The organism is Enterobacter cloacae complex sp. IR53041, from assembly GCF_049238285.1.
Taxonomy (GTDB): domain Bacteria; phylum Pseudomonadota; class Gammaproteobacteria; order Enterobacterales; family Enterobacteriaceae; genus Enterobacter; species Enterobacter roggenkampii.
On sequence record NZ_JBMKHB010000002.1, the window covers coordinates 239,634 to 253,695 of the forward strand.

Genomic DNA, 14,062 nt, shown 5'->3' on the forward strand with positions numbered 1-14,062 from the left:
CTCTTACGCGGCGAAGTTCTTCGCCACAAAGTCCCAGTTAACCAGTGCCCAGAAGTGCTCCAGGTAGTTAGGGCGCGCGTTGCGGTAATCGATGTAGTAAGCGTGTTCCCATACGTCCACGGTCATCAGCGGCTTCGCGCTGGTGGTCAGCGGGGTGCCTGCGTTAGAGGTAGACACGATAGCCAGTTTGCCATCCGCCTCTTTGACCAGCCACGTCCAGCCTGAACCGAAGTTCTTGATGGCGGCATCGGTGAACTTCGCTTTGAATTCCGCGAAGCTGCCAAAGGCGGCGTTGATGGCGGTAGCCAGTTCACCGACAGGTTCGCCACCGGCGTTTGGCGCCAGGCAGTGCCAGTAGAAGGTGTGGTTCCACACCTGAGCGGCGTTGTTGAATACGCCACCCTCAGAACTGCGCACGATCTCTTCCAGCGTTTTGCCTTCAAAATCGGTGCCCTTGATCAGGTTATTCAGGTTGGTGACGTACGTCTGGTGATGCTTGCCGTAGTGATATTCCAGGGTTTCCGCAGAAATGTGCGGGGCCAGGGCGTCTTTTGCATACGGTAGTGCAGGTAATTCGAACGACATTGCTTCTCTCCTTATTGTATTTTGTGTTGCCAATAACCACACAGACAACAAGGACAGGATAGCAAATTGAAAGGGTATGCAAAAGAGGAACTTACCCTGCCACGGGTGTGGCAGGGTAAGGGTTAGCGAATGGTTTTCGGCGTCATCACGCGACGCGCGCCGACGTAATGGCGCACCCAGTAGTCTTCACTGAGCGATGTGATCTGAATATCCTGGCCGCTACGCGGTGACTGGATGAATTTTCCGTTGCCGACATAGACGCCAACGTGGTCAGCCGTCCCGCGACCCTGCGTGCGGAAGAAGACCAGATCGCCGTTCTCCAGCTCTCCTCGGTTGACCGGGGAAGCATCGCGCAGGTGGTACATCTCGTTGGCGGTGCGCGGAATGCGGAACTTGACCAGATCTTTATAGGCGTAATAGACGAGGCCGCTGCAGTCAAAACCGGTACGTGGCGAAGTCCCGCCCCAGTGATACGGTTTGCCAATCTGTCCCATCAGCTTGTTCATTGCGGTTTTTTGCGCTTTCTGGACGCGCACTTTATGCACTTCCGCTATTTTGGTGACCTTGGTGCATTTCGCCTTATGGCCTTTACGCGCGATGCATTTTTCAGTCACGAGGTTAGCGGCGGTTTGCGAAGCTTTACTTTTGGCGGTGTGGGCAGTGCGGGAAGAGGTGGTTTTCGTCTTGCTGGAAGCGGTTTTTTTAGTCTGTGTGGTTGTCTTTTTCTTGTCGTTCTTAGCGGTGGTTTTTTTCTTACGTTCTGTGGCTTTCACCAGATGGTTTTTTTGTACAGCAGAATGCCGCGCCTGCTGAGAGGCGTTTGCCACTGGCGTGAAGGTGAGTGAAGTAAACAGTAAAGCACAGAGCGTGATCGAGATTTTATTTATCCGCGCCACTGGGCAGTCCCCTGATAAATGCAGGTCATCAATAATACCCGCGTGTGATTTACAAAGCCCGTCGATTCTAATCCATAAAAAGCCAGAAAGTTAATAGCATTTTTCAATCTACGATCCTGTTTCGTTAGCAAGTGCAAAAAAATTCATCGTTCTGTCGTACATTTGCCCATTCCCTAAGCAAAACCCTGGCTGACGCAGGGGTAAACACCATTTGCAATGCAACTTTTCATCACTCGGAGTAGAATGTCTATACGTGACAAAAATGTTATTTTCCGATGCCAGTCTGAACCGCTACAATGTCAGACGAATGCCGTAACAGAAGTTAAAGGAAGCAAGACATGAGCACCACTATTGAAAAAATCCAGCGCCAGATCGCTGAAAACCCGATTCTGCTGTATATGAAAGGTTCTCCAAAGCTGCCAAGCTGCGGCTTCTCCGCGCAAGCGGTTCAGGCGCTGTCTGCCTGTGGTGAGCGTTTTGCTTACGTTGATATCCTGCAGAACCCGGACATCCGCGCTGAGCTGCCTAAGTACGCGAACTGGCCGACCTTCCCACAGCTGTGGGTAGACGGTGAACTGGTTGGCGGCTGCGATATCCTGATTGAAATGTATCAGCGCGGCGAACTGCAGCAGCTGATCAAAGAAACCGCGGCGAAGTACAAAACGGAAGAGCCGGACGCAGAGTAACTTTCTGCGGAAATAAAAAAGCGACCTGCTATGTGGTCGCTTTTTTTTTGTCGGGTGGCGCTGTGCTTACCCGACCTACGATTGGCGCTCGGCCTCATCATCCATCGGCAGCGGCCAGCCACCCAGACGCTTCCAGCGGTTGACGATCTCACAGAACAGCTCTGCGGTACGCTCCGTGTCATACAGCGCGGAGTGCGCCTGCGTGCCATCGAACGGAATGCCAGCCGTAATACAGGCCTTTGATAACACCGTTTGTCCCAGCGCCAGGCCGCTCAGCGCGGCGGTATCGAAGGTCACAAACGGGTGGAAGGGGTTGCGCTTGAGCGCGGCCCGCTCGGCGGCGGCCATGGTAAAGCTGTGATCGAAGGTGGCGTTATGAGCCACCATAATGGCGCGGCTGCAGTTGCTCTCCTTCATGCCTTTGCGCACCATTTTAAAAATGGCGTGCAGCGCATCATATTCACTGACGGCACCGCGCAGCGGGTTATGCGGATCGATACCGTTAAACGCCAGCGCTTCCGGCTGTAAGTTTGCCCCTTCGAAAGGTTCAACGTGGAAATGCAGCGTGGTGTCCGGTGTAAGCCAGCCCTGTTCATCCATCTTCAGCGTGATGGCGGCAATTTCGAGCAGCGCATCGGTTTTAGCGTTAAATCCGGCTGTTTCTACATCAATGACAACGGGATAAAAACCACGAAAACGGTCGCACAGACCGCTAAATTGAGCGTTATCGGACATCAGGGTCTCTTACATGGGGAAAAAGCAGAGCGCATTATGGCAAATTTTGCGGGGTGATGCAGTAAAACTACGGGCGCACGTTGCGCCCTGAGGGATCAGTTGCCCAGACCGCGACCGGCGTCTTTGGCTTCAATCAGCTCGATTTTGTAACCGTCCGGATCTTCCACAAACGCAATCACGGTGGTGCCGCCTTTTACCGGTCCCGCTTCGCGCGTAACGTTACCGCCATTTTTGCGAATGCGTTCGCACGCGTCGGCCGCGTTGTCCACTTCCAGCGCGATATGGCCGTAGGCCGTGCCCAGCTCATAGCTGTCAACGCCCCAGTTGTAGGTCAGCTCGATCACCGCTTCATCCGTTTCCGGGCCGTAACCCACGAACGCCAGCGAGTATTTGTATTCCGGGTTTTCGCTGGTGCGCAGCAGCTTCATGCCCAGGACGTTAGTGTAGAAATCGATTGAACGTTGCAGGTCGCCAACGCGCAGCATGGTGTGAAGTAGGCGCATAATTTCCTCATTAACCAATGGAATAAAAAAGCTTTTTGAACAGAAACGATGTTTTAGTATAGCGGCGAAGTGTCGCCGCTATCAATGAACAATGGCGAGATTACAGAGAAGGGTAGTCGGTGTAGCCTTCCGCGCCGCCGCCGTAGAAGCTTTCCGGACGCTGCGGGTTGAGCGCCGCTTTCTGCTGCAGACGGGCAACCAGATCCGGGTTGGCGATGTAGTCGCGGCCAAACGCGACGGCATCAATCAGCCCTTTGCCGATCAGGTCTTCGGCTTTCTCTGGGGTATAGGCACCTGCACCGATGATCACGCCGTGGAAGCGCTCGCGCACTTTCTGGCGGAAGGCTTCAGTGTAAGGCTTACCGCCGGCCCAGTCAGGCTCGGACATGTGCAGATAGGCAATACCGCGTTTGGCCAGCTCGTCAATCAGATAAAGCGCATCCGCTTCCTCGTTCGGGCCGTTGTCGACGTTCTGGAAAGACCCAATTGGGGAGACGCGGATCCCGATACGGTCCGGGTTCCACTCCTTGCATACCGCATCCACCACTTCCAGCACCAGACGGGCGCGGTTTTCGACGCTGCCGCCGTACTGATCGGTGCGGTGGTTTGACGACGGTGACAGGAACTGGTGCAGCAGATAGCCATGCGCGGAGTGCAGCTCAATCAGGTCAAAGCCGGCTTCACGGGCGTTGGCCACGGCCTGTCGGAAGTCGTTAACAATCCCCGGGATTTCGTCCAGCTCCAGCGCGCGCGGCATAGAGGTATCCACGCGGATCGCGTTACCGTTTTCATCGCGCAGGGACGTACGGGTATTGGCGCTGAGGGCCGACGCGGAGACCGGTGCCTGACCGCCAGGCTGGATGCTGCTGTGAGAGATACGACCGGTATGCCACAGCTGAACCGCAATGCGGCCCTCTTCAGCGTGAACGCCCGCGGTGATTTTCTGCCATGCGGCAATCTGCTCCGGGCTATGGAGGCCCGGCGCACCGGCGTAACCCTTCGCCTGAGCAGAGATCTGCGTGGCTTCCGTAATGATCAGGCCAGAGCTTGCGCGTTGACGGTAGTATTCGCCCATCAGCGGGGTTGGGATGTCACCCGGCTCAATGCTGCGCAGACGGGTCAGCGGAGCCATGAACACGCGGTTTGGCGCCGTGACGGCACCCACTTTCAATGGGGTAAACAGTTTTTCAGCTGACATAAAGACTCCTGAGTAGACCAGTCGACTAGTAATAAAGTAAATAAAAAGCGCCCGTTATACGCCAGGCGCAGTAATGCTGTTTTTCACATGTGCCAGGGCGCTTTCCAGCGGCAAGGCACTGCGCGAAATTTTTGCCTGCAGATTGGCCCCTAACCACAGGGAATAGAGCACCTGAGACTGCATTAAGGGGTCGCCGGTAAAGGCCAGCGTTTTTTCGTCGCGGCCTTTTTCCAGCGCCTGGGCCAGCAGGGCGATCACGCCGCGGGCACCCTTATCCATCGCCGAGCGCATATCTTCGGAAAGATCGCACACCTCGGCAGACAGCTTGACCGTCAGGCATCCGCTGATAATGCCCTGCTGACAGAACTGGTTCAGCGTTTCCTGATAGTAGTTCAGAACACGATCCCGATAGTTTCCTTCACCCGACGCAAAGTGGGTCGCCAGACGCTGATGGTAGCCCGCGTAATGACGCTCCAGCATTGCCACGCCAAAGGCTTCTTTGGACCGGAAGTAGTGATAAAACGACCCCTTCGGTACCTCAGCGGTTTTTAATAACTCGCTCAACCCCATACCGGTAAACCCGCGATGCATGCAAAGACGCTCGCCGGTTGCCAGGAGATGTTCGCGGGTATCGTGTTCAGTATTTCTGCTCATGGCCGCACTCTAATAGACCGTTCGGTCTAATGCAAGCGAGTTTATTGCCGACATGCGTTCAGAATATCCAGCTGCTGTTGATAAACCGTTGATTTCACGTCCATCATACCCAGTACGGTCGAGAACAAATTGTCCTGGGAAACCGCATTTTTTGCAGCGTGGTCGCGTAAACACTGTTCATTGATGCCAAAGTTTTTCGCGTAGTCCGGTGACAGCCAGAACATAAACGGAATGTGCGTTTGCTGCTCCGGTGCCAGCATGTACGGCGTACCGTGCAGATAAATGCCGCTTTCACCCAGTGACTCACCGTGATCCGAGAGATAAATCAGGGCGGTGTTCATGCTTGCCTGGCGCGCTTTCAGCGCATCAATGGTTTTGCTGACCATGCTGTCGGTATACAGGATGGTGTTGTCATAGGTATTCATCAGCGCCTGATGGTCGCAATCCTGAATTTCATTGGTGTCGCAGGTAGGGGTGAATTTACGGAAATTGTCCGGGTAACGGCGATAGTATGCCGGACCGTGGCTCCCCATCAGGTGGATAACCAGCACCGTGTCCTGCTTCAGACCATCCAGCACGTTGTCCAGACGGTAGAAATTCACATCATCAATACAGGATTTGTCTTTGCAGAACTGATCCAGATTCCACTGCGTCATATCGGTATGCGGTACGCGATCGCAGGCGCCTTTACAGCCGCCGTCGTTGTCGCGCCAGAGCAGGTTGATCCCCGCATGCTTGAGCACATCGAGCAGACCTTCCTGATGGTGAGCCAGGTCGGCATCGTATTTGCTGCGCGTCATGCCCGAGAACATGCACGGAACGGAAACGGCGGTTTCGGTGCCGCATGAGGAGGCCTGCGGGAAGTTAATCACATCCTGCTTTTTCAGCTCCGGGTTCGTTTCACGATCGTAACCATTCAGGGAGTAGTTCGCCGCGCGAGAGGCTTCCCCAACGACCAGCACCAGAACGGTTTTCTTTTGCTGGCCGGAAATCAACGGTCCTTTATGGGCATCTTCGCCAATCCGCACCAGCGTTTGATCGCCGGCAAACCAGCGCATTTTGGTGTACTTCACCACCGCGCTGACATAGTTGGCCGGGGTTACCATTTTGACGATGCTTTTGTTGTTGCGAAACAGCGACGCGTAATCTTTATAAAACAGCGCCGCAATCAGGATAATCACCAGCAGGGCGCCGAGCATTGCGGCGACGCGCGTCAGCAGGGCATACCACCATTTCCCGGTACGAATACGGGTCAACGCCAGCACCACGGAGGGAACGAGGCCTGCGATAACAATCCACAGAATCATCTGCGGGGTCACCAGGGCTGTCGCTTCCTGAGAGTTGGTTTCGAACACGTTCACAATCATGTTCTGATCGATCACCGCGCCGTAGGTGTACATAAAGTAGGTGGCCGCGGCGCATCCGACCGTTAAGACGATCAGCAGCGGCTTACGGATATAGGGGATATTCAGCAGGCTAAAGACAATCACCCAGCCGCAAAACAGCACCAGCGGTACGGACGCGGCGAAGAGGATGTCGTGCAGGTGCGCAGGGGCAATAATGGCCCAGCTGCGCTGGATAAACAGCCCATTAATCAACGTAAAAAAGAGTGCACAGCCCAGAGTAAATTTAATGTCGTTACATTGTAACTTTTTGATTAACCACATCGATCGGTAAACCTGTCATTGTCATGATGGGCCGACTATAAAGAAGGAAGATTAGTGAAACCTTAATGCCACAAATCTGTGGTAAAGGCCTTGCACGTGGCGCGTTTAGCGTCTTCACTGTAGGTGAGAGTGGTTATCCGGAGGTGAGTGTGGCAGAGCAGCTGGAGTTTTTCCCCATCCAGAGCCCGTGCCGGGGGATTTGTCAGGTGGATGAACGCGGATATTGCCGCGGGTGCATGCGTACCCGCGACGAGCGTTTTAACTGGCAAAACTTTAGTGACACGCAAAAGCAGGAGGTGTTACGCCTCTGCCGACAGCGTCTTCTGCGCAAAATACGCGCAAACAAAGCCGGTGAGACCGAAGAACCCCAGCAACCTTCACTTTTTTAACACGGTAATTGCGTATACTCATGACATCACGTCCTCGAGGAAAATGTTATGGTTCAGCGAATTACCCTTGCCCCCCAGGGGCCAGAATTCTCCCGTTTTGTGATGGGCTACTGGCGCCTGATGGACTGGAATATGTCCCCCCTCCAGCTGGCGAGCTTTATTGAAGAGCATATCGATCTGGGCGTTACCACGGTCGACCATGCGGATATTTACGGTGGCTATCAGTGTGAAGCTGCATTCGGCGAGGCGCTCAAGCTGGTTCCGGCACTCCGCGACCGCATGGAGATCGTCACGAAGTGCGGGATTGCCACCACGGCAAAACCGGAACACGCCCTTGGGCATTACATCACCGACAGCGCGCATATCATCAAGAGCGCTGAGCAGTCGCTGGTCAACCTGGCGACCGACCGTATCGACCTGCTGTTAATCCACCGTCCGGACCCGCTCATGGATGCCGATGAGGTGGCAGAAGCCTTCCTGAACCTGCATCAGAGCGGCAAAGTGCGTCACTTTGGCGTTTCCAACTTTACCCCTGCGCAGTTTGCACTGCTTCAGTCTCGTCTGCCGTTTACCCTGGCCACCAACCAGGTGGAGATCTCCCCGGTACACCAGCCGCTGCTGCTGGACGGTACGCTCGACCAGCTGCAGCAGCTGCGCATTCGCCCGATGGCCTGGTCGTGCCTGGGAGGCGGACGCCTGTTCAATGATGATGAATTCCAGCCGCTGCGTAACGAGCTGGACACCATCGCCCGCGAGCTGAACGCGGAGAGCATCGAACAGGTGGTTTACGCCTGGATCCTGCGCCTGCCGTCAAAACCGCTGCCGATTATTGGTTCTGGCAAAATTGAACGCGTGCGTTCTGCACTGGCCGCTGAAGAGCTGCAGATGACCCGCCAGCAGTGGTTCCGCATCCGCAAGGCTGCGCTGGGTTACGACGTGCCATAAACCGCCAGAAGATGACTTTCCGGTGAAATCTTTGCCCCTGGTATACACTTAAGGGGCAAAAAATAACCAGCGGAGGTCATATGAAGCGTTTTGCTCTGGCAATGGTCGCGCTGGTTGTTTGCGCAGGGGCGCAGGCAGCCAGCGACGAAGTGGAAATGAATCTCGTCACCTCTCAGGGTGTGGGTCAGTCCATCGGTACGGTGAAAATCACGGAAACCGATAAAGGACTGGAGTTCGCTCCCAACCTCAAAGCACTCCCTCCCGGTGAGCATGGTTTTCATGTTCACGCCAAAGGAAGCTGTCAGCCCGCGTTAAAAGAGGGGAAAGCGTCGGCTGCGGAAGAGGCAGGCGGTCACCTTGACCCGCAGCACTCCGGCAAGCATGAGGGCCCCGAAGGCATGGGACATCTGGGCGATCTGCCCGTGCTGGTGGTCAATAACGACGGTAAAGCCACCGATCCCGTTGTCGCGCCGCGGCTGAAAAAGCTGGATGAGGTGAAAGGCAAAGCGCTGATGATCCACGTCGGCGGCGACAATATGTCCGATCAGCCTAAACCGCTTGGCGGCGGCGGGGCGCGTTATGCCTGCGGCGTGATCTGATCCCCAATCGTACCCGGCGGTGGTGCCTGTTCCAGCTGCGACAGCGAGCAGTGCAGCCGCCAGATTATCGAGGCCAAATCGCGGGCGGCGGGGAGATGATGTCGTGCAAGCGTATCGCAGATCCGCTGCAGTTCATTCAGCGTGGCTTCCAGCGGCCGCTGCTGGACCCCGCGTTCGCTCATGACATCACGCAGCAGGGAGATGCAAACGTCACGCACCTGCGACAGCGGGTCGGAACGCGTTTCCCACCCGCGAAGCTGCCAGACCACGTGCGAGCAGTTCAGCAGCACCACGCCCCAGCGCAGCAGCCAGCGCCGGGAAAGCGCGTCCTGGCTGTTATTGAGCTGGCTGACGTGATGATAAACCAGCGATTCATATTCACTCTCACGAAGATGCGGTTTGCGGCTGAGCTGGTCGACAAACCCACGGCGTAACTCCCGGATATGCCTGCGGCTTTTGCGGACATCGGAGCCGGGACGCAGCACCGCGAAGGCCAGCCACGCCAGCCCCACGCCGAGGATCTTTGCCAGGTTGTCATTGAGAAAATCGGCGTAATCGTACACCGGTGGATTCGTCACGGAGATAAACGAGCCCATAAAGACAATCAGCTGTCCCCAAAGGCCCGCCAGCTTCGGCATCTGCAGCTTGAGTAGCTGCATGGTGGTCAACAGCGGAAAGAGGAACAGCAGGAACTGCCAGAGATCGCTTATCTGCACCATCAGGCCAAACTTCACCACGAAACTGAACAGCGACAGCAGCACCAGGGTGCGCAGCAGGAGCGTCAGCGAGTTAAACGGCGAGGCCGCGACGGAGTAAAGCACGCAGCTGATGGCGGCGAGCGTCAGGGCCGCCGTACCGGACTCCCACTGCGTGGTGATACTCCACGCGCCCACCAGCATCAGCGCGCAAAAGGTGCGAAAACCGCTCCACAGCGCCTCCAGGTAGTCAGTATGGCGGGCGAGAGCCGGGCTCCCGGGAACGTTGAACTCCGTAACCGGGGTGGCGTTCTCTACCGCGTTAATCCAGCGGCTGCTGCGCAGGTAGAGGCGGCAAAAGTAATTCAACCGCTGCCAGAAGGCGCGATGGCGATAATCATATTCATCCACCGGGGCGAGCGGGGCGATTATTCGCGCGACCGTGTAGATGTCTGCATCCGGGCGCGCAAGGGTCGCGAGCAGCGTTTCAATCACCGCGCGCGTGTTTTCCGGCGGCGTTGGCCAGTTGAGCAGCATCCGGCGCAGGCTGGAGATGGCGCTGGTCATGCGCAGCTGCTGGTGCAGTAAATAATTAAGCAGGGTGTTCTGACGGCGAAAGCGGTAGTGACTCCAGAACGCCTGAATACGCAGCAGATTCATTGTCAGGATCTGTCCTATCACCTTTTCATGGGCGAGACGGATCTCATCGCTGGTATCCGGTTGCCACAGCAGGCTCGCGTGTTCAAGCAACCGGGTGTGCATGGTTTTAAGGGCGGTGATGAGTGCGGTGCCGTCGGAAGTGCTGGGGAGGATCATCATCATAAATCCGCCGCAGAGGATCCCGACAATCACTTCGCAGACGCGCGCCTGTGCAATATCCCACAGCTCGGTGGTATCGAGCACATTCACCACCGGGAAGGCAATAATGGCGGCGGTATAGCCCGCCAGCTGGAAAGCGTAGGCGACGTTGTTGGTGAAATGGGCGCAGGCCCAGGTACAGCATCCCAGCCATGCCGCCATGCTCAGGAGGAACAGCCATGGGTCGTTCAGCGTGTGGCCGGCGATAATTAACGCCGCCGTGGCACCCAGCAGGCTGCCGGCGATACGCCCAAGGCTTTTACTGATCACCCCACCAACGGTGGGAAAACTCACCACTGCGGCAGAGGTCATCGCCCAGTAGGGCTCATCAAGGTTCAGGTAATAGGCGACGGTCAGCGCCAGACACATGGCAATGCCGTTACGCAGCGCGTAGCGCCACTGAGGACGCGTCGCTTTCATCCACGGCGAGTTTTGCCAGGAGAGCGCCTGCAGCTTCATTAAGGGGTTCCGATGGAGACAGTGCAGGTGGTGCCGGATACCAGCGTGATGCCCTGCGGTAAATGGTCAAACTCCACGCGAACAGGCACGCGTTGAGCGAGACGCACCCAGGGGACGTTCGGCTTGATATCCGGCACCAGGCCGGAATCTGTTTCAACGCTTTGATCGTAAATGGCGCGACCAATGCTGGAGACGTGACCCTGTAACCTTTGCGAGCCGCTGTACAGCGTAATCGCTGCTGGAGATCCCTCGCGAATATGTCGAAGCTTGGTCTCTTCGAAGTAGCCCACTACGTAGAAGGAGTGGCTGTCGACCAGGGCGAAAACGGGCTGTCCCGTGGTGGCATAGTTACCCACGCGGGCGGAAAGGTTGGTCACCCATCCATCAACAGGGGCGGTAATCACGGTTTGGGTCAGCTCCCACTGCGCCTGCTTCAGCGTCGCCTCAGCCACGTTGACGCTCGCCTGCATCGCCTTAACGTTGAGGTTGGCGGTGTCTAAATCTTCCGCGGAGATGTAGTTTTGCGACAGGTGACGGCGGCGGTTGGCCTCGTTGTTGGCCTTTGCCAGATCAGACAGGGCTTTTGCCAGCTGCGCCTGGGCATTCAGAATCGCGATATGGTACGGCGTGTCGTCGATTCGGAATAAAACCTCTCCCTTTTTAACGTACTGGTTATCCTTAACCAGCAGCGACGTAATGCTTCCCGATACCTGCGGGGTAATGCTGACCTGCTCAGCGCGAATCTTACCGTCACGCGTCCAGGGTGACTGCATGTAATAATTCCAGAGCCACCATCCGGCGACCAGCGCAAGGACCAGAACAAACAGGGTGGAAAAGTACTTCAGCGTTTTCAGGGGCATAGTCACCACACGATCAGAACAGCAAGGCCCAGGCATACACAGAGGGCAAACAGGGAAAGATCCATCAGCATGGGATGCCAGATTTCGCCGGAATACATCCAGTCGCGAAGCAGGCGATGCGCGATGAGCCAGAGAATAAAGCCCACCAGCACGGCCTTAAACAGAGGGGGAAAGTAGACTGACGCACCGAAGATCAGGTCCTGGAGGGGTAAACCCTCTGAGCGATGAAAAAAGGTCACGAGCAGAGATCCTTTGCAGTGAACAGAATGCCGTGTTGGCTTGTCTGAGTATGAAGAAGCATCACAATTCAGTGTAAGTCATACTTTTGAGTTAGATGAATGCAGTATTGCATTTGTTTTGCCATTACAAATGCTGCACACTATTCTAAAATCAGTATAATAACTTAGCAAGCTAATTATAAGGAGATGAAATTGGAATCGCCATTAGGTTCTGATCTGGCAAGGTTGGTACGCGTCTGGCGTGCTCTGATTGACCATCGCCTGAAACCTCTGGAATTGACACAGACGCATTGGGTCACGCTGCACAACATTCATCAGCTGCCGCCCGACCAGTCGCAAATTCAACTGGCAAAAGCGATAGGCATTGAGCAACCGTCACTGGTGCGCACGCTTGACCAGCTGGAAGAGAAGGGGCTGATCTCCCGACAAACCTGCGCCAGCGATCGTCGCGCCAAGCGGATAAAACTCACTGAGAAAGCGGCGCCTATCATTACTGAAATGGAAGCTGTGATTACCAAAACGCGCGGTGAAATCCTTTCAGGCGTTTCACCGGCGGAGCTGGAAATGCTCATTAGCCTCATTGCTCGCCTTGAGCAAAATATCCATGAGCTGCAGTCTCGCGACTGATAAACACGAAGGCCTTGCACCAGCAAGGCCTTTTTTTACTTAAAGACGACCACACGATTACGACCCGTCTCCTTCGCTTCATACATCGCCTTGTCGGCATTTTCCACGCACGCTTCTGCGGTTATCGTTGATGACGTTGCCGTAAACACCCCCATACTGATGGTGATGGGCTCCGGCAACTGACCGCCGCTGCTGGTTTTATCAAAGCTGCTTAGCTTCAGACGTATGCGCTCGGCCACCTGGTACGCGGAGTCTGACGACGTGTTGGCCAGCATCAGCACAAACTCCTCGCCGCCGATACGGGCCGCGATGTCCTGCGGGCGCACGGAATCCATCAGCAGGTTGGCGACAAACTGCAGGACTTTATCGCCCTGAAGATGCCCGTAGGTGTCGTTAATGCGCTTGAAGCGATCGAGATCGCTGACAATGACGGAAACGGGGCGGTTGGGTCTGGCGATATCCAGCGCCTGGTTTAACGATTCATAAAAATAGCTGCGGTTATAAAGGCGCGTGAGCGGATCGCGAATCGAGTTCTGATAGGACTGCTGATATTTTACGTGCGAGTCGCGATACAGTCTGAAGACATCGTAAAGCAGAACAAAAATAATCAGCAGCGTGGCGACAGTTTCAAATAACCGGGCGCGGTACCATGAGATATCTTCGGCATGTCCACCCGCTAACAGCATTGAAAGCGTGACGATATAGCAAACGCACAGAAAATTTCCGCCTACCCAGAATAAATTGCGCACGCGCGTGACAAACATCAGCGCTACTAATGTTATCACCCAGAAAACAATTAAAGAGATATTAATGCAATGGCTCCAGAGGACCATAAACTGCCGGGTTTCATTATCAACCAGGTCAATCGATAACAAGGGCGAGTGGCTGGAATATATCCAGGCCAGTCCCACGGCACAGGCGGTAAAAAGAGATGCCCCGCTCACAATTGAGATATGCGCCAGCCGTGAAAGAGGGTATTTGCGCATGGGATAGAGTATTGCCGCCACGATGAACAGCACCGCCATTAAAAAGTGGCGGAACATATAGTAGATCATCGCATCGTTGTAGTTCACGACGTTGAACTGATAGAGATCCAGCCAGGCGGGGAAGCTGGTCAGCGTTCCGACCATCAGCAATGCGGATCCGGCAAAGGCAAAGGCGATTGCGACCAGATACAGCCGTCTTTTGTCACACCCGTATTTCATCGCCATAAAACAGGCAATAAACAGGTGAAACACCAGAAGAAAAATGGTGAGCGTAGGGAATAAAAGCGGTGAAAAGGACGGAACCCATTCAACGAGTTTTAAAAACAGCGCGTGCAATATCCCGATAACAACAAGGCAACCGAGACAGAACGCGATATAACGGCTCGTTAGAGCACGACGATTCGCAAGCATAGAATTTTTACAAATTATAATGAATAAAGAGAAGGTGATTGCGAAGAGTCTAATCAATTAGTGCAATAAA

General features: G+C 55.1%; 16 protein-coding genes. 5 read left to right on the forward strand and 11 right to left on the reverse strand.

The features are described 5' to 3' along the window. Positions 1–3: 3 nt before the first annotated feature. Positions 4–585, reverse strand: a complete 582-nt coding sequence (gene sodB, locus ACOTXF_RS02660; protein WP_023292633.1) for a superoxide dismutase [Fe] — start codon at positions 583–585, stop codon at positions 4–6. A 122-nt stretch (positions 586–707) separates the two neighbouring features. Further along, positions 708–1,481 carry a C40 family peptidase gene (locus ACOTXF_RS02665; RefSeq protein WP_021241128.1) on the reverse strand — a complete coding sequence of 258 codons (774 nt, stop codon included), beginning with the start codon at positions 1,479–1,481 and terminating at the stop codon, positions 708–710. 338 nt (positions 1,482–1,819) lie between these two features. Here ACOTXF_RS02665 and grxD point away from each other — a divergent pair, with 338 nt between their 5' ends. Continuing rightward, positions 1,820–2,167 (forward strand): monothiol glutaredoxin 4, encoded by a 348-nt coding sequence (gene grxD, locus ACOTXF_RS02670; protein WP_003832760.1) that lies wholly within the window; start codon positions 1,820–1,822, stop codon positions 2,165–2,167. Between the two features lie 75 nt (positions 2,168–2,242). Here the strand turns inward: grxD and rnt are convergent, their stop codons facing one another. From rnt to eptA, 5 genes are all read right to left on the reverse strand, one after another. Further along, positions 2,243–2,902, reverse strand: a complete 660-nt coding sequence (gene rnt / locus ACOTXF_RS02675) for a ribonuclease T (protein ID WP_008500592.1) — start codon at positions 2,900–2,902, stop codon at positions 2,243–2,245. A 95-nt stretch (positions 2,903–2,997) separates the two neighbouring features. Further along, entirely contained in the window at positions 2,998–3,405 is a 408-nt protein-coding gene (gene gloA / locus ACOTXF_RS02680; RefSeq protein ID WP_008500591.1) for a lactoylglutathione lyase, read from the reverse strand. 100 nt (positions 3,406–3,505) lie between these two features. Further along, the gene (locus ACOTXF_RS02685) at positions 3,506–4,603 is read right to left on the reverse strand and encodes an alkene reductase (RefSeq protein WP_047745172.1); all 1,098 of its coding nucleotides are present in this window, start codon (positions 4,601–4,603) and stop codon (positions 3,506–3,508) included. Positions 4,604–4,657: 54 nt separating this feature from the next. Further along, a complete protein-coding gene (locus ACOTXF_RS02690; protein WP_021241130.1) occupies positions 4,658–5,257 on the reverse strand; it encodes a TetR/AcrR family transcriptional regulator in 600 nt (199 codons plus the stop codon). 41 nt (positions 5,258–5,298) lie between these two features. Then, complete coding sequence (eptA, locus tag ACOTXF_RS02695) at positions 5,299–6,924, reverse strand: phosphoethanolamine transferase EptA (RefSeq protein WP_045415052.1); 1,626 nt, start codon at positions 6,922–6,924, stop codon at positions 5,299–5,301. A 149-nt stretch (positions 6,925–7,073) separates the two neighbouring features. Here eptA and ACOTXF_RS02700 point away from each other — a divergent pair, with 149 nt between their 5' ends. The 3 genes from ACOTXF_RS02700 to sodC all read left to right on the forward strand — a co-directional run bounded on the left by ACOTXF_RS02700 (position 7,074) and on the right by sodC (position 8,857). Continuing rightward, positions 7,074–7,313: a DUF1289 domain-containing protein gene (locus tag ACOTXF_RS02700; RefSeq protein ID WP_008500587.1), complete on the forward strand. Its 240-nt coding sequence runs from the start codon at positions 7,074–7,076 to the stop codon at positions 7,311–7,313. Between the two features lie 48 nt (positions 7,314–7,361). Next, positions 7,362–8,258, forward strand: coding sequence for an aldo/keto reductase (locus ACOTXF_RS02705; RefSeq protein WP_021241132.1), 897 nt, complete (start codon positions 7,362–7,364; stop codon positions 8,256–8,258). 80 nt (positions 8,259–8,338) lie between these two features. Then, positions 8,339–8,857 carry a superoxide dismutase [Cu-Zn] SodC gene (gene sodC / locus ACOTXF_RS02710; RefSeq protein WP_234115193.1) on the forward strand — a complete coding sequence of 173 codons (519 nt, stop codon included), beginning with the start codon at positions 8,339–8,341 and terminating at the stop codon, positions 8,855–8,857. Here the strand turns inward: sodC and ACOTXF_RS02715 are convergent. Genes ACOTXF_RS02715 through ACOTXF_RS02725 form a run of 3 tightly spaced genes read right to left on the reverse strand, consistent with a single transcriptional unit; the run spans position 8,836 to position 11,968 of the window. Further along, positions 8,836–10,869: an FUSC family protein gene (locus ACOTXF_RS02715; RefSeq protein ID WP_045415050.1), complete on the reverse strand. Its 2,034-nt coding sequence runs from the start codon at positions 10,867–10,869 to the stop codon at positions 8,836–8,838. The genes sodC and ACOTXF_RS02715 overlap by 22 nt on opposite strands. Next, positions 10,869–11,729, reverse strand: a complete 861-nt coding sequence (locus tag ACOTXF_RS02720; protein ID WP_047745170.1) for an HlyD family secretion protein — start codon at positions 11,727–11,729, stop codon at positions 10,869–10,871. Before ACOTXF_RS02720 ends, ACOTXF_RS02715 begins: the two co-directional genes overlap by 1 nt. 2 nt (positions 11,730–11,731) lie before the next feature. Further along, entirely contained in the window at positions 11,732–11,968 is a 237-nt protein-coding gene (locus ACOTXF_RS02725) for a DUF1656 domain-containing protein (RefSeq protein WP_008500581.1), read from the reverse strand. A 186-nt stretch (positions 11,969–12,154) separates the two neighbouring features. Here ACOTXF_RS02725 and slyA point away from each other — a divergent pair, with 186 nt between their 5' ends. Then, positions 12,155–12,595: a transcriptional regulator SlyA gene (gene slyA / locus ACOTXF_RS02730; RefSeq protein WP_021241135.1), complete on the forward strand. Its 441-nt coding sequence runs from the start codon at positions 12,155–12,157 to the stop codon at positions 12,593–12,595. Positions 12,596–12,630: 35 nt separating this feature from the next. On the opposite strand, the gene ACOTXF_RS02735 is transcribed toward slyA, so the two are convergent. Then, positions 12,631–13,992, reverse strand: a complete 1,362-nt coding sequence (locus ACOTXF_RS02735; RefSeq protein WP_047745169.1) for a sensor domain-containing diguanylate cyclase — start codon at positions 13,990–13,992, stop codon at positions 12,631–12,633. Positions 13,993–14,062: the final 70 nt, after the last annotated feature.

What these genes read in the sequence shown, in the direction of transcription:
- ACOTXF_RS02705 (WP_021241132.1), top strand. Translation starts at nt 7,362, where the DNA reads ATGGTTCAGCGAATTACCCTTGCCCCCCAGGGGCCAGAATTCTCCCGT.
- ACOTXF_RS02685 (WP_047745172.1), bottom strand. Translation starts at nt 4,603, where the DNA reads ATGTCAGCTGAAAAACTGTTTACCCCATTGAAAGTGGGTGCCGTCACG.
- rnt (WP_008500592.1), bottom strand. Translation starts at nt 2,902, where the DNA reads ATGTCCGATAACGCTCAATTTAGCGGTCTGTGCGACCGTTTTCGTGGT.
- ACOTXF_RS02690 (WP_021241130.1), bottom strand. Translation starts at nt 5,257, where the DNA reads ATGAGCAGAAATACTGAACACGATACCCGCGAACATCTCCTGGCAACC.
- sodC (WP_234115193.1), top strand. Translation starts at nt 8,339, where the DNA reads ATGAAGCGTTTTGCTCTGGCAATGGTCGCGCTGGTTGTTTGCGCAGGG.
- sodB (WP_023292633.1), bottom strand. Translation starts at nt 585, where the DNA reads ATGTCGTTCGAATTACCTGCACTACCGTATGCAAAAGACGCCCTGGCC.
- ACOTXF_RS02715 (WP_045415050.1), bottom strand. Translation starts at nt 10,869, where the DNA reads ATGAAGCTGCAGGCGCTCTCCTGGCAAAACTCGCCGTGGATGAAAGCG.
- ACOTXF_RS02720 (WP_047745170.1), bottom strand. Translation starts at nt 11,729, where the DNA reads ATGCCCCTGAAAACGCTGAAGTACTTTTCCACCCTGTTTGTTCTGGTC.
- slyA (WP_021241135.1), top strand. Translation starts at nt 12,155, where the DNA reads ATGAAATTGGAATCGCCATTAGGTTCTGATCTGGCAAGGTTGGTACGC.
- gloA (WP_008500591.1), bottom strand. Translation starts at nt 3,405, where the DNA reads ATGCGCCTACTTCACACCATGCTGCGCGTTGGCGACCTGCAACGTTCA.
- eptA (WP_045415052.1), bottom strand. Translation starts at nt 6,924, where the DNA reads ATGTGGTTAATCAAAAAGTTACAATGTAACGACATTAAATTTACTCTG.
- ACOTXF_RS02735 (WP_047745169.1), bottom strand. Translation starts at nt 13,992, where the DNA reads ATGCTTGCGAATCGTCGTGCTCTAACGAGCCGTTATATCGCGTTCTGT.
- grxD (WP_003832760.1), top strand. Translation starts at nt 1,820, where the DNA reads ATGAGCACCACTATTGAAAAAATCCAGCGCCAGATCGCTGAAAACCCG.